This is a genomic window from Roseovarius azorensis, assembly GCF_900109455.1.
In the GTDB taxonomy this organism is placed as follows: Bacteria; Pseudomonadota; Alphaproteobacteria; order Rhodobacterales; family Rhodobacteraceae; genus Roseovarius; species Roseovarius azorensis.
The window spans coordinates 182,620-196,531 of sequence record NZ_FOAG01000001.1; the positions used below are offsets into that span (position 1 = coordinate 182,620).

The following is a 13,912-nucleotide window of genomic DNA, read 5'->3' on the forward strand; positions in this document are numbered from 1 at the left end:
CTGTTACAGGCGCAGCGCAAGGTTGCGCCCGTCGTGAAACGCCTGTGCGGCGAGGCGCGGGGCATGGGCGTCGCCGATCAGATGCGCGGCGATGCCGTGCCGGGCGAGGTCGTGAAACAGCGTCATGTCGGCGCGGTTGGTGGTGGCCAGAACGAGGCTGTCGGCGGCGATATGCGAGGTCTCGCCAGTGAGCAGGTTCACCACCTCGGCGCCGCCGTTCTGCCAGCTCGCGACGGCGCTTTCGATGACAAAGCGGGTGCCGAGCGCGGCGAGGCGGCGGCGCAGCGGCAGATCGGCGGCGGAGCGTTCGAGTTCGCGCCCGATCATGGCGTGGGGGGTGACGATGGTGACCGCGTGGCCGGTCTCGGCCAGGTGCCAGGCGGTGCCGCCGCCGCGCCAGTTGCCGCCCTCGTCGAGCACGATCACCCGTTGCCCGAGACGGGCGGCGCGGCCCATTACATCCTCGACCTGCCAGACATTGCCGTCGAGGCCCGGCAGTTCGGGCAGGTGCGGCAGGGCCTTTTGAAACCCGGTGCCAGTGGGCAGCGAGCCGGTGGCGAGGATCACGTGATCGGCGGCGATGGCGGCGATGTCCGGGGCGTCGAGATAGCTGTTGCAGTGCAGGGTCACACCGAGGTGCGCAAGCTGTCGTTCATACCATGTCAGCAGGTCGAGGATCTGCGCGCGGCGGGGTTGCAGCCCGGCCAGGCGGAGCTGTCCGCCGATCCGGGGTGCTGCCTCGTGCAGGGTGACGCGGTGGCCGCGTTCGGCGGCGGCGCGCGCGGATTCGAGCCCCGCCGGGCCAGCGCCGATGACGAGGATATTCTGCGGCCGATCCGCCGGGGTGAAGCGGTCGCCGCCCCATTGATGCTCCCAGCCGACCGAGGGGTTGATCAGGCAGGAAATCCAGTAGTCCCGGCTGCGCCGTCCCCAGCATTGCTGATTGCAGGAGATGCAGCCGCGCACATCCTCGGCCCGGCCCGCCCCGGCCTTGGCCACCAGATGCGGATCGGCGATCTGGCCGCGCACGATCGACACCATGTCGGCCTGTTGCGCGCCCAGCACGGCATTGGCGTTCTCGGGGGTGCGGATATGGCTCTCGGCGGTGACGAGGGCGTGGCTGACCACGGATTTGAGGCGCTGGGCAAGATCGACGCCGAGTTTCTCGGGATAGAGAAAGGTGGGCATCAGCGGGTGGAAATCGAAATAGCTGCCCGAGCCGCAGGTGACGTAGTCCATCAGGCGCTCGGTATCGTGCAGGGCGACGATTTCCTGCAATTCGTCAAGGCTGAGCGCCGCCTCGACGCCTGATCCGTCGCTGACCGCGAGGCCAATGATGAAATCCGGCCCGCAGGCGGCGCGGATGCGGCGCAGGATCTCGCGCGAGAGCCGCGTGCGGTTTTCAAGGCTGCCGCCCCAGTCATCGTTGCGGGTGTTGGACAGCGGTGTCCAGAACTGGTCGAGCAGGCCGTGATAGGCGGCCCAGACCTCGACCCCGTGGAATCCCGCCTTCTGGCAGCGGATCGCGGCGGCGACGAAGCTGTCGATGATTTCCTCGATCTCGGCCAGGGTCATTTCGTGGCTGCCGTCGCTGTCGTGCCAGCTGGGTCCGCCCGAGGGCGACCATGCGGCGTGCCAGCTGTTGTCCTGATCGCCGTGCGCGCCGACGTGATAGAGTTGTTGCAGCACGACCGCGCCATGCGATTTGACCGCCTTGGTCAGCCGCGCGAAATGCGGGATCACGTCATCGCTGGAATGGCGGAAATTGCCCCGTGTGAGCACGGCGGAGGGGTGGACCGGCATCGGTTCGACCACGATCATCGCAGCCCCCCCCATCGCGCGCTCGGTGTAATAGGCGATGTGGCGCGCGCCGGGCAGGCCGTCCTCGGCCATGTTGGTGGTGTGCGCGCCGAACACGATGCGGTTGCGCAGGGTGTGACCGGCGAGCGTGGCGGGGCGGAAGATGTGGGGGAAATCCGTCACCTCAGAGATCCTTGACGAGGCGCAGCGCGTCATAGATCGCGGCGTGGGTGTTGCGGGCGGAAACCGCGTCGCCGATGCGGAAGAGCTGGAAGGTTGCGTCGGGGTTGCGGGCGATCGCCTGCGGGCGGCCATGGATCAGCGCGGCGTGATCCACCTCGCCCAGGTTTTTAGAGTGTGGTTTCAGTTCGAAATAGAGATCGTCGAGCGGCAGGGTGCCGTGGTTGACGACGATCTGATCGTATTCCTTTTCATAGCTGTGATCGGAATAATCGGTGCCGATGGTGGCGCGCAGGCGGTTGCCCGCGCGCGTCACCCGAAGCAGGCGGCGGGCGACGGTCATGGTCACGGATTTGTCTTGCAGGCTGCGCATGTAGGGGACGAGGTTCATGCCCATCACATCGGGCGCGAAGGTGCGGTCGGGGGTCATGATCTCGACCTCTGCACCTGTGTTGGCCAGCACCTCAGCCGCCTGCATGGCGGGATGGTCGCCCGCGTCGTCGAAGAGCAGCACCTCGCGCCCCGGTCTGGCGTCGCCGGTGAGGATGTCCCAGGCGGTGACGGTCAGGGCGTTGCCCTCGGTCAGTATATCCTGTTGCGGCAGCCCGCCGGTGGCGACGATCACCACGTCAGACGAGAGGGCGGTGATATCCCCGGCCTCGGCGAAGGTGTTGAAGCGGAATTCCACGTCGCGCGCGGCGCATTGCGCCATGCGCCAGTCGATGATGCCGATCATTTCCGAGCGCCGCTTGCTCTGCGCCGTCAGGCGAACCTGGCCGCCGGGCTGATCGGCGGCCTCGAACACCGTCACCTGATGGCCGCGTTCCGCGGCGACGCGCGCGGCCTCGAGCCCGCCCGGTCCCGCGCCGACGATGGTGACGCGGCGCGGCGTGGCGGCGGCGGGGATGACATGCGGCATGCTGAGTTCGCGCCCGGTGGCGGCGTTGTGGATGCACAGCGCCTCGCCGCCCTGATAGATGCGGTCGAGGCAGTAGGTGGCGCCGACGCAGGGGCGGATCTCGTGCTCGCGGCCCTCGGTGATCTTGCGCACGATATGCGGCTCGGCCATGTGGGCGCGGGTCATGCCGACCATGTCGAGCTGGCCGGTGGCGACGGCGTGGCGGGCGGTGGCGACATCGGGGATGCGCGCGGCGTGAAAGGTGGGCAGGCCCACCTCGGCGCGGATGCGGCCCGCGAAATCGAGATGCGGGGCGGATTTCATGCCCTGCACCGGGATCACGTCGGTGAGCGTGGCGTCGGTATCGACGCGGCCTCGGATCACGTTGAGGAAATCGACCATGCCGCTCGCGCGCAGGCGTTTGCCGATGGCGATGCCATCGTCGGAGGTGATGCCGTTCACCGCCAGATCGTCGGCGGTGTAGCGCAGGCCGACGATGAAATCGGGGCCGGTGCGGGCGCGGATGACGCGGAGCACGTCGAGCGAGAATTTCATCCGCGCGTCGAGATCGCCGTTATATGGCCCGTCCAGCGTGTTCTGGCGCGGCGACCAGAAGGCATCCATCAGGTGGCCGTAGGCCTCAAGCTCTATCCCGTCCAGCCCTGCGGCCTGCATCCGTTCGGCGGCATCGGCGTAGTCGGCGATGATCCGGGCGATGTCCCAGTCCTCCATCACCTTGGGGAAGGCCTTGTGCGCGGGTTCGCGCAGGGCGGAGGGGGCGAGGGAGGGTAGCCAGTCGCCCTTGTTCCAGCCGGTGCGCCAGCCCAGGTGGGTGAGCTGGATCATCACCGCGCAGCCGTGGGCGTGACATTCGTCGGCCAGTTTGCGCAGCCACGGCACCACCTCGTCGCGGTAGGCGAGGATGTTGTTGAAGGCGGGCGGGCTGTCGCGGCTGACCACCGCTGACCCCGCCGTCATGGTGAGCGCGACACCGCCCCTTGCCCGCTCGACGTGATAGGCGCGGTAGCGGTCGGTGGGCAGGCCGTCCTCGGGGTAGGCCGGTTCATGGCTGGTGGTCATGATCCGGTTTTTCAGCGTCAGGTGTTTGAGTTGATAGGATTGCAGCAGCGGGTCACGCGACATTGCGGGGCCTTTCGTCAGGTTCGTTTCAATACCACGCATCGGGCATCGCGGCCTTGCGCCGGGCGATGAAATCGCAGAGCGCCCCGTCGATGGCGGGGTCGAGCGGCGGGGCCTCATAGGTGGCGAGGGTCTCTTTCCAGGCGCGGTTGGCGCGGGTCATGGCATCGACGCCGCCCGCCTCTGACCAGGTCTCATGGGTGTCGTTGTCATCGAGCGCGCTGTCCCAATAGGCGGTCTGGTAATGCCGCAGGGTATGGGCGCAGCCGAAGAGATGCTCGCCCGGCCCCTTTTCGGCGAGGGCCTCGAAGGCGAGCGTATCCTCGTTGACCTCAAGCCCCCTGAGCCAGGCGTGCAGCGCGCCGCAGAGATCCATGTCGAGCATCATCTTCTCGTAGGACATGGACAGCAGACCATCGAGAAACCCGGCGGAATGCAAGATGAAATTCGCGCCGCAGTTCACGGCGGACATCATCGACATCATGCTCTGGGTCATCGCCTGTGCATCCGGCAGCTTGGAGGTCGAGAAATTGCCCGCGCAGCGCAGCGGCATGTTCAGCCGCCGCGCGATCTGTCCCATCACCAGAGAGCCGAGCGCCGGTTCGGGCGTGCCGAAGGTGGGCGAGCCGGTGCGCAGCGACATCGACGACAGGAAGCTGCCGAGGATCGCGGGCGCGCCGGGGCGCACCAGTTGGGTGAGCGCGCAGCCCACCATGGATTCCGCGAGGCACTGCGCGATGGCCCCCGGCATGGTCAGCGGCGACACCGCGCCGCCCAGAAGAAAGGGCAGGTGGATCGAGCCCTGGTTTGCCGCGGCATAGGCGCGGATGCCGCGGGTGCTGACGCCGTCCCAGACCAGCGGCGAGGTCGAGTTGAAATTGCCCATGATGACACAGTTTCGGTCCACGAAATCCGCGCCAAAGAGGATGCGGCACATTTCGATGGAATCCTCGGCGCGTTCCGGCGCGGTGATCGAGCCAAGAAAGGCCCGGTCGGAATAGCGGATATGGGCATGAACCATGTCGAGATGGCGCTTGTTCACCGGCACGTCGGTGGGTTCGCAGATCGTGCCGCCCGAATGGTGCAGCCAGGGTGAGGATTGCGCCAGTTTCACGAGGTTGCGGAAATCCTCGATGGTGCCGTAGCGGCGTCCCTTGTCGAGATCCATCACGAAGGGCGAGCCATAGGCCGGGGCAAAGACCATCGAGCGCCCGCCGATGCGGACGGATCTGGCGGGGTTGCGGGCGTGCTGGGTGAATTCGGCGGGGGCGGTGGCCAGAAGGCCGCGGATCAGTCCCGGCTCGAACGTCAGGTTCCAGCGGTCGTCGCCCAGGTCGCGCGCCTTGCCGCCCGCCTGTTGGAAGAGGCGCACGGTTTCGGGGTCTTCGCGGAATTCGATGCCGATTTCGGCAAGGATGCGGTCGGCGGTGGCGATGATGCCGTCCAGCGCCTCGTCCGAGAGCAGGTCATGGGTGGGGATGCCCCGCGTGATGTAGGGCACATGCAGCGGGTTTGCATCGCGGCCCGAGGATGCGCCCCGGCGCGCCTGCATGGCGGTGCGTCCGGCGCGGGCGCGGCGGGTGATCGAGGCGGGGAGTTCGGCGGGGGCGGCGTGGGGCATTGGCCATGTCCTGAGCGGGGCCGGGTGGCGTCCGGCGATGGTTATTGACACTAGTGTCGATAAAATCAACTAATATGTCAAGATATTTGCCAAGGCTGTTGAGACCCGCTAAGATCGCGTCATGACAGACGCACAGACCGCCCCGCGCCCGAAATCCGCCGCCGATCCCGCCGCCCGCGGATCCGAGGATCTGTGGCTGAATGCCGCCTACGAGGTGCTGGTCACCGCAGGTGTGGACGCGGTCAAGGTGATGCCGCTGGCGCAGGCGCTGGGCCTGTCGCGCACGAGTTTTTACTGGCATTTCAAGGATCGTGAGGCGCTGCTGGCGGCCCTGCTGGACAAGTGGGAGGCGAAGAACACCGGCAATCTGGTCGCCCGCACCCGCGCCTATGCCGAGACGATCAACGAGGCGATCTACAATGTCTTCGATTGCTGGCTGACGCGAGAACTGTTCGATTCCCGGCTGGATTTCGCGATCCGCAACTGGGCGCTGGGCGACGGTGCGGTCAAGGCCAAGCTGCAACGCACCGACGAGGCGCGGATCGCCGCCATCCGCGAGATGTTCGAGCGATTCGGCTATGCGTCCGGGCACGCCGAGACCCGCGCGCTGACGCTCTATTACACGCAGATCGGCTATATCTCGATGATGGTGGCGGAACCGCGTGACATTCGCATCGCGCGCATGCCCGCCTATGTCGAGACCTTCTCTGGCCATGCGCCGGAGGCGGCGGAGACCGCGCGTTTCATGGCGCGCCATGCCGACTCATGAGACGCGGGCGGCATGGCGCTGACGTCTGGACCTTTTGGCAAAGCTGTGGGATGGATTGTCGGTCGTCCGCTGGGGGACAAGGGATAAACCGGGCTGGAGAAAACCGCCCGAAATCAGGGAGACAAGGAATGATAGTCAGAACATTGGCGATGGCGGGTGCGCTGAGCCTTGCGGCGGTTGGTGCGCAGGCCGAGATCAAGGTGGGCATGATCACCACCCTGTCAGGTGGCGGTGCGGGTCTGGGCATCGACGTGCGCGACGGTTTCATGCTGGCGCTGGAGCAGTCGGGGCGCACCGATGTCACGGTGGTGATCGAGGACGATCAGCAAAAACCCGATATCGCGGTGCAACTGTCGGACAAGATGATCCAGTCAGAGAAGGTCGATGTGATGACCGGCATCATCTGGTCCAACCTCGCGATGGCGGTGGTGCCGGGCGCGGTAGCGCAGGGCAAGTTCTATCTCTCGCCCAATGCCGGGCCGTCGGCGCTGGCGGGGCAGGGCTGTCATCCCAACTATTTCAACGTCGCCTGGCAGAACGACAACCTGCACGAGGCGGCCGGCGCCTATGCCAATGATGCGGGCTACAAGAACAGCTTTATCCTCGCGCCCAACTATCCGGCGGGTCAGGATGCGCTGACGGGTTACAAGCGGTTCTTCAAGGGGGATCTGGCGGGCGAGATCTATACGCAGCTGGGTCAGACCGATTACGCCGCCGAGATCGCGCAGATCCGCGCCAGCGGGGCGGACTCCGTGTTCTTCTTCCTGCCGGGCGGCATGGGGATTTCGTTCCTCAAGCAATATGCCGACAGCGGTGTCGGGCTGCCGGTCGTCGGCCCCGCCTTCAGTTTCGATCAGGGCATCCTGCAGGCGGTGGGCGATGCGGCGCTGGGGGTGGTCAACACGAGCCAATGGTCCAAGGATATCGACAACCCGGCCAATGTCGCCTTTGTCGCCAGTTTTCAGGAGAAATACGGGCGTCTGCCCTCGCTCTATGCAAGCCAGGGGTTTGACACGGCGAACCTGCTGCTGAGCGCGCTGGAGGTGGCAGAGCCGTCGGACGCCGATGCGTTCCGCGAGGCGCTGAGGGCCGCCGATTTCGACAGCACGCGCGGCGATTTCGCATTCGGGGCGAACCATCACCCGATCCAGGACATCTATGTGCGCGAGGTGATCAAGGAAGGCGACATTTACACCAACAAGATCATCGGCGTGGCATTGAAGGATCATGTCGACGCCTATGTGGGCGAATGCAAGATGTAGGATCACTGGCCGGGCCTGTCGCATGGCCCGGCCGCTGATGACCCTCATATGTCCCTGATCCTGTTTATCGAACAGATGCTGAACGGTTTGCAGTTCGGCGTCATGCTGTTCCTGATGGCGGCGGGCCTGACGCTGATTTTCGGGGTCATGGGCCTGATCAACCTGGCGCATGGCTCGCTCTACATGATCGGGGCCTTTGCCGCCGCATGGGTCGCGGGGCTGACGGGGTCGTTCGTGCTGGCGCTGATCGCCGCACTGGCGGCGGCGGCGGCGGCGGGGGCGCTGGTCGAGGTCGTGGTGATCCGCAGGCTGTATGCGCGGGACCATCTGGATCAGGTGCTGGCGACCTTTGCGCTGATCCTGATGTTTTCGGAGGGCACGCGCTGGGTGTTCGGGTCGTTTCCGCTGTTTCTGGAAATCCCGCCCTATCTGTCGGGGCCGGTGCGCCTGCCGGGAGGGATTCAGTATCCGCTCTACCGCCTTGCGATCATCGTGGCGGGGTTGATTGTGGCGGCGGGGCTGTTCGCGCTGATTGCGCGCACCCGGATCGGGATTCAGATCCGCGCAGGCGAGGCGGACCGCGAGATGATCGGCGCGCTGGGTGTCAATATCGCGGCGCTCTACACGGTGGTGTTCGCGCTGGGCGCGGCGCTCGCGGGGCTGGCGGGGGCGCTGATCGGGGCGATTCAGTCGGTGCAGGTGGGCATGGGCGAGCCGGTGCTGATCCTGGCCTTTGTCGTCATCGTGATTGGCGGCATCGGATCCATCAAGGGGGCGCTGGTGGGGGCGCTGCTGGTGGGGCTGACCGATACGATGGGGCGGTTCCTGCTGCCCGTTGCCTTTGCGCAGGTGATGGCGCCTGCGGCGGCCACGGCGGTGGGATCGGCGCTGGCGTCGATGGCGATCTATATCCTGATGGCGCTGGTGCTGATCTTTCGGCCCCGTGGCCTCTATGGGGTGGCCTGAGATGCGCGCCGAGACCCTGCTCAACGCTTGTGTGCTGCTGGCGCTGGCGGCGGTGCCGCTCTGGGCGTGGGTGGCGGACGAGCCGTTCACGATCACGCTGGCGACGCGGCTGGCGATCCTGGCGCTGGCCGGGGTCGGACTTAACCTGGCGCTGGGGCTGGGGGGGCTGGTCAGTCTGGGCCATGCGGTGTTTTTCGGCATCGGCGGTTATGCGATGGGGGTTCTGGCCAGCCATGCGCAGAGCTATACGCCGCTGACGGACTGGCCGGTGCTGATCGAGGGCACCAAATCCATGCCGGTGATCTGGCTGGTGGCGATGGGCGCGAGCGGGCTGGCGGCGCTGGCGATCGGAGCGCTCTCGTTGCGGACCTCGGGTGTCTATTTCATCATGATCACATTGGCCTTTGGGCAGATGTTCTATTACTTCGCGATCAGTTGGCCCGCCTATGGTGGCGAGGACGGGCTGTCGATCTATGTGCGCAACGGGTTTCCGGGGCTGAATACGCTGGATCCGATCCAGTTTTTCGCGCTGTGTTACGCTATCCTCGCGCTGGCGCTCTGGGCGATGGCGCGGCTGATGCGCTCGGCCTTTGGGCTGGCGCTGGTGGCGGCGCGGCAGAATGCGGCGCGGGTCGAGGCGGTGGGGATCGCGCCCTATCGGCTGCGGCTGGTGGCCTTTGTGCTCTCGGGGATGATCACCGGGCTGGCGGGGGCGCTTTTTGCCGATCTCAACCGGTTCGTGAGCCCGGTGATGTTCAGCTGGCAGACCAGCGGCGAGATCATCGTCTTTGTGATCCTGGGCGGTGTGGCGCGGCTCTACGGGCCGGTGGTGGGGGCGGCGGTGTTTGTCCTGCTGGAGCATTTTCTGGGCGGATTGAGCGAGTTCTGGCATATCTGGCTGGGCGCCGTGCTGCTGGGGGTCGTGCTGTTTGCGCGGGGCGGGATCATCGGTCTGGTCGTGGGGCGCGAGGTGCGGCGTGACTGAGGTGTTGCTGGATATTCGCGGGATCACCAAGCGGTTCGGGGCGGTAACGGCCTGCGAGGAGGTGAGCCTGACGCTGCGGCGGGGCGAAATCCACGCGCTGATCGGTCCGAACGGGGCGGGCAAATCGACGCTGATCGGGCAGATCGCGGGGAGTTTGCGACCCGATGCAGGCAGCGTCTGGTTCGACGGGCATGATGTGACGGCGCTGGATACCGCCGCGCGGGCGCGGGCGGGGCTGGCGCGGACGTTTCAGATTTCGTCGCTGGCGATGGAGATGACGGTGTTGCAGAACGCGGTGCTGGGGGCGCTGGGGGCGCGCGGCCGGGTGATGCGGTTTTTCCGCGACGTGATGCGCGATTCCGCGCTGCGCGCGGTGGCGCGCGAGGCGCTGGACCGGGTCGGGCTCTGGGACGTGGCGGCGCATCGGGTGGGCGATCTGTCGCACGGGCAGCGGCGGCAACTGGAGGTGGCGGTGGCGCTGACGCAGGCCCCCAAGGCGTTCCTGATGGACGAGCCGATGGCCGGGCTGGGGGCCGAGGGATCGGCGCGGATGACGCGGTTTCTGGACGGGTTGCGGCAGCATGCGCCGATCCTGCTGGTCGAGCATGACATGGATGCGGTCTTTGCGCTGGCCGACCGGGTGAGCGTGCTGGTCTATGGCCGGGTGATTGCTACCGGCGCGCCGGATGCGATCCGCCGCGATGCGCGGGTGCGCGAGGCCTATCTGGGCGACGAGGCGCTGCCATGAGCCTGCTGACGCTGCACGATATCAGCGCCTTTTACGGGCCGTCGCAGGCGCTGTTCGACGTCGATCTGAGCCTGGACGAAGGCGAGGTTCTGGCGCTGATGGGGCGCAACGGAATGGGCAAATCGACCACGATCAAGGTGATCTGCCGCCTGTTGCGGCATCGCGGCGGCACGGTCACGTTCGACGGGCAGGATATTGGCCCGCTGCCGAGTTATCGCGCGGCGCGGCTGGGGCTGGGGCTGGTGCCCGAGGGGCGGCGCTGTTTCGCAAATCTCAGCGTCCGCGAGAACCTGATCGCGGCGGCGCGGCCCGGCGATTGGGATCTGGCGGCGGTAACGGCGCTTTTCCCGCGTCTGGGCGAGCGGCTGGGGCAGGGGGCGGCGACGCTATCGGGCGGCGAGCAGCAGATGCTGGCGATCGGGCGGGCGCTGATGACCAACCCGCGGCTGCTGATCCTTGACGAGGCGACCGAGGGGCTGGCCCCGGTGGTGCGCCACGAGATCTGGGCGGCGCTGGCGCGGCTCAAGGCGGAGGCCGGGCTGTCGCTCATCGTGGTGGACAAGTCGCTGCGCGAGCTCGGGCAGGTGGCGGACCGGGCGGTGATCCTGGAAAAGGGGCGCACCGTGTGGGAGGGCGCGTTTCAGGGGCTGGATGCCGGGGTGCGGGATCGCTACCTGGGGGTGTGAGGGGGAGTGCCGGGCTGAAGCCCGGCCTACGGGGCGGTTCAGGCTTTACCTTGCTTGTGCCGCAGGGCAAAAGCACTGGCATGACCGACCTGCCGACACCGCGTGGCGCGCTGACGCCTGACCGACCGCTTGCCGATCTCACGTGGCTGCGCGTGGGCGGGCCTGCGGACTGGTTGTTTCAGCCGGCGGATATCGACGATCTGGCGGGGTTTCTGGCGGCGCTCGATCCGGCGGTCGAGGTCTTTGCCCTGGGGGTGGGCAGCAATCTCATCGTGCGCGATGGCGGGTTGCGGGCCGTGGTGATCCGGCTGGGGCGCGGGTTCAACGCGATCCGGGTCGAGGGCAACCGGGTGATCGCGGGGGCCGCAGCCCTTGACGCGCATGTGGCGCGACGGGCGGCGGCGGGGGGCGTTGACCTGACATTCCTGCGCACGATTCCGGGCGCGATTGGCGGGGCGGTGCGGATGAACGCGGGCTGTTATGGCAGCTATGTGGCGGATCATCTGGTGAGCGCTCGGGCGGTGACGCGGGGCGGCGAGGTGGTGACGCTGGGGCGCGAAGAGCTGAATTTCGCCTATCGGCACAGCGATCTGCCCGAGGGCTGGGTGATCGTCGAGGCGACGTTCGATGGGGTGTCGGGCGATCCCGAGGCGCTGGAGGAGCGGATGGCCGCGCAGTTGCAGAAGCGCGACGAGACGCAGCCCACGCGCGAGCGCAGCGCGGGCAGCACGTTCCGCAACCCTGCCGGGTTCAGCAGCACGGGGCGCGCCGATGACGTGCATGATCTCAAGGCGTGGAAGGTGATCGACGAGGCGGGTCTGCGCGGCGCGCGGCGCGGGGCCGCGCAGATGAGCGAGAAGCATCCGAATTTCCTGATCAACACCGGCGGGGCGAGTGCCGCCGATCTGGAAGGATTGGGCGAGGAGGTGCGAAAAAGGGTTTTCCAACACAGTGGAATAGAGTTACAGTGGGAAATCATGAGGGTCGGCGAAACGGCCCCGGGCGCAAGCCCACAGGCAGACCAGAACTAAGACAACGATAACAGGGCCGAAACAGGCCCGGGACATTGAGGCACGAGGTGGTTGGTTCGAGCAGAGCAACCCCGAAAGTGGCGGTGATCATGGGTGGCCCCTCGGCGGAGCGCGAGGTGTCGCTGTCGTCAGGACGCGGATGCGCCGCCGCATTGAGGGAGGCAGGGTTTGAGGTGGTCGAGGTGGACGCCTCGACGGACCTGTGTGTGCGTCTGACCGATATTCAGCCCGATGTGGTGTTCAATGCCCTGCATGGCCGCTGGGGCGAGGATGGCTGTGTGCAGGGGATGCTGGAATGGCTGCGCCTGCCCTATACCCATTCGGGCGTGCTGTCCTCGGCGCTGGCGATGGACAAGGAGCGCACCAAGGCGGCCTATCGCGCCGCCGGTCTGCCGGTGGTGGAGAGCGTGCTGGCGCGGCGCGACGAGGTGCGCGCGCGCCACGTGATGCCGCCGCCCTATGTGGTCAAGCCGTATAACGAGGGATCTTCGGTCGGGGTCTACCTGGTGCATGAGGCGGCGAACGCGCCGCCCGCGCTGGCCGACGAGATGCCCGATGTCGTCATGGTCGAGACCTATGCGCCGGGGCGCGAGCTGACGACGACGGTGATGGGCGACCGCAGCCTGACGGTGACCGATATCCTGACCGAGGGCTGGTATGACTATGACGCCAAGTACAAGCCCGGCGGATCGCGTCATGTGGTCCCTGCCGATCTGCCGCAGGAGATTTTCGATGCCTGCATGGATTATGCGCTGCGGGCGCACCGGGTGCTGGGATGTCGTGGCGTGAGCCGCACCGATTTTCGCTGGGACGAGGCGCGGGGGCTGGCGGGGCTGATCCTGCTGGAGACCAACACCCAGCCGGGGATGACGCCCACCTCGCTCAGCCCCGAACAGGCGCAGGCGGTGGGGATCAGTTTCCCCGAACTTTGCCGCTGGATGGTGGAGGATGCCTCATGCGACCGATGATCCCGCGTGCCGATCCCGCGCCCTCGCGGTTGAGTTACCGGCTGCACCGCTGGATGCTGACGCCGCTTTATCGCCGTCTCATCCGGGTCGGGCTGCCGGTGCTGGCCGTGGTGGGGCTGTGCGCGGGATATCTGGCGGATCAGGTGCGGCGTGACGCGCTGGTCGGGCAAATCGCCGAGTTCCGCCGCCAGATCGAGACCCGGCCCGAATTCATGGTCAACCTGCTGGCGGTCGAGGGGGCGAGCCCCGGCGTGCAGGAGGATATCCGCGAGATCTTTCCCTATGACCTGCCGGCAAGTTCTTTCGATCTCGATCTCGACGGGATCCGGGTGATGATCGAGGGCTTGCCCGCCGTGGCGCGCGCGACGGTGCGCATCCGGCAGGGCGGCGTGCTGGTCGCCGAAATCACGGAACGGGTGCCGGTGGCGCTCTGGCGGACGCGCGAGGGGCTGAACGTGGTCGACATCGAGGGCGAGATCATCGGCGCGGCCGCAAATCGCGCGGCGCGTGCCGACCTGCCGGTTCTGACGGGCGAGGGCGCGGATCAGCGGGTGGCCGAGGCGCTGGAGATATTGCAGGCGGCGGCCCCTCTGGGACGCGAATTGCGCGGGTTGGTGCGGATGGGTGAGCGGCGGTGGGATCTGGTGCTGGGCGATGGCAGGCGGATCCTGTTGCCCGAGACCGAGCCGGTGCGCGCGCTGGAGCGGGTGATCGTGCTGAATGCGGCGCAGGAAATTCTGGAGCGTGACGTGGCGGCGGTCGACATGCGCATCTCTGCCCGCCCGACGATCCGGCTGAATGAACATGCCATGGAAGAGTGGTGGCGGATCACGAACATGACCTTGGGGGCAGAGTGAA

General features: G+C 67.0%; 12 protein-coding genes. 9 read left to right on the plus strand and 3 right to left on the minus strand.

The window, feature by feature from the left end:
* Positions 1-3: 3 nt before the first annotated feature.
* From BSG08_RS00900 to BSG08_RS00910, 3 genes are read right to left on the minus strand one after another with little or no spacing between them, the layout of a single operon-like run.
* Complete coding sequence (locus BSG08_RS00900; protein ID WP_093030603.1) at positions 4-1,983, minus strand: oxidoreductase; 1,980 nt, start codon at positions 1,981-1,983, stop codon at positions 4-6.
* A gap of 1 nt (position 1,984) precedes the next feature.
* Complete coding sequence (locus tag BSG08_RS00905) at positions 1,985-4,021, minus strand: NADH:flavin oxidoreductase (protein WP_093030606.1); 2,037 nt, start codon at positions 4,019-4,021, stop codon at positions 1,985-1,987.
* Between the two features lie 25 nt (positions 4,022-4,046).
* Positions 4,047-5,570 carry a trimethylamine methyltransferase family protein gene (locus BSG08_RS00910; RefSeq protein ID WP_093031915.1) on the minus strand — a complete coding sequence of 508 codons (1,524 nt, stop codon included), beginning with the start codon at positions 5,568-5,570 and terminating at the stop codon, positions 4,047-4,049.
* A gap of 190 nt (positions 5,571-5,760) precedes the next feature.
* On the opposite strand from BSG08_RS00910, the gene BSG08_RS00915 reads away from it, so the two are divergent.
* From BSG08_RS00915 to BSG08_RS00955, 9 genes are all read left to right on the plus strand, one after another.
* Complete coding sequence (locus BSG08_RS00915; protein WP_093030609.1) at positions 5,761-6,408, plus strand: TetR/AcrR family transcriptional regulator; 648 nt, start codon at positions 5,761-5,763, stop codon at positions 6,406-6,408.
* A gap of 128 nt (positions 6,409-6,536) precedes the next feature.
* Complete coding sequence (locus BSG08_RS00920; RefSeq protein WP_093030612.1) at positions 6,537-7,670, plus strand: ABC transporter substrate-binding protein; 1,134 nt, start codon at positions 6,537-6,539, stop codon at positions 7,668-7,670.
* Positions 7,671-7,718: 48 nt separating this feature from the next.
* Complete coding sequence (locus tag BSG08_RS00925) at positions 7,719-8,636, plus strand: branched-chain amino acid ABC transporter permease (protein ID WP_093030615.1); 918 nt, start codon at positions 7,719-7,721, stop codon at positions 8,634-8,636.
* Between the two features lies 1 nt (position 8,637).
* The gene (locus BSG08_RS00930; protein WP_093031918.1) at positions 8,638-9,621 is read left to right on the plus strand and encodes a branched-chain amino acid ABC transporter permease; all 984 of its coding nucleotides are present in this window, start codon (positions 8,638-8,640) and stop codon (positions 9,619-9,621) included.
* Positions 9,614-10,369 (plus strand): ABC transporter ATP-binding protein, encoded by a 756-nt coding sequence (locus BSG08_RS00935; protein ID WP_093030618.1) that lies wholly within the window; start codon positions 9,614-9,616, stop codon positions 10,367-10,369. Before BSG08_RS00930 ends, BSG08_RS00935 begins: the two co-directional genes overlap by 8 nt.
* Positions 10,366-11,055: an ABC transporter ATP-binding protein gene (locus BSG08_RS00940; RefSeq protein ID WP_093030621.1), complete on the plus strand. Its 690-nt coding sequence runs from the start codon at positions 10,366-10,368 to the stop codon at positions 11,053-11,055. Before BSG08_RS00935 ends, BSG08_RS00940 begins: the two co-directional genes overlap by 4 nt.
* Before the next feature lie 80 nt (positions 11,056-11,135).
* A complete protein-coding gene (murB, locus tag BSG08_RS00945; protein ID WP_093030624.1) occupies positions 11,136-12,086 on the plus strand; it encodes a UDP-N-acetylmuramate dehydrogenase in 951 nt (316 codons plus the stop codon).
* 89 nt (positions 12,087-12,175) lie between these two features.
* Complete coding sequence (locus tag BSG08_RS00950) at positions 12,176-13,054, plus strand: D-alanine--D-alanine ligase (RefSeq protein ID WP_245770584.1); 879 nt, start codon at positions 12,176-12,178, stop codon at positions 13,052-13,054.
* The gene (locus BSG08_RS00955) at positions 13,042-13,911 is read left to right on the plus strand and encodes a cell division protein FtsQ/DivIB (protein WP_093030632.1); all 870 of its coding nucleotides are present in this window, start codon (positions 13,042-13,044) and stop codon (positions 13,909-13,911) included. Before BSG08_RS00950 ends, BSG08_RS00955 begins: the two co-directional genes overlap by 13 nt.
* Position 13,912 lies beyond the last annotated feature (1 nt).

Excerpts from the sequence above, each read along its gene's own strand:
- BSG08_RS00920 (WP_093030612.1), top strand. The coding sequence starts at position 6,537 with ATGATAGTCAGAACATTGGCGATGGCGGGTGCGCTGAGCCTTGCGGCG.
- BSG08_RS00955 (WP_093030632.1), top strand. The coding sequence starts at position 13,042 with ATGCGACCGATGATCCCGCGTGCCGATCCCGCGCCCTCGCGGTTGAGT.
- BSG08_RS00930 (WP_093031918.1), top strand. The coding sequence starts at position 8,638 with ATGCGCGCCGAGACCCTGCTCAACGCTTGTGTGCTGCTGGCGCTGGCG.
- BSG08_RS00905 (WP_093030606.1), bottom strand. The coding sequence starts at position 4,021 with ATGTCGCGTGACCCGCTGCTGCAATCCTATCAACTCAAACACCTGACG.
- murB (WP_093030624.1), top strand. The coding sequence starts at position 11,136 with ATGACCGACCTGCCGACACCGCGTGGCGCGCTGACGCCTGACCGACCG.
- BSG08_RS00915 (WP_093030609.1), top strand. The coding sequence starts at position 5,761 with ATGACAGACGCACAGACCGCCCCGCGCCCGAAATCCGCCGCCGATCCC.
- BSG08_RS00940 (WP_093030621.1), top strand. The coding sequence starts at position 10,366 with ATGAGCCTGCTGACGCTGCACGATATCAGCGCCTTTTACGGGCCGTCG.
- BSG08_RS00950 (WP_245770584.1), top strand. The coding sequence starts at position 12,176 with ATGGGTGGCCCCTCGGCGGAGCGCGAGGTGTCGCTGTCGTCAGGACGC.
- BSG08_RS00925 (WP_093030615.1), top strand. The coding sequence starts at position 7,719 with ATGTCCCTGATCCTGTTTATCGAACAGATGCTGAACGGTTTGCAGTTC.
- BSG08_RS00910 (WP_093031915.1), bottom strand. The coding sequence starts at position 5,570 with ATGCAGGCGCGCCGGGGCGCATCCTCGGGCCGCGATGCAAACCCGCTG.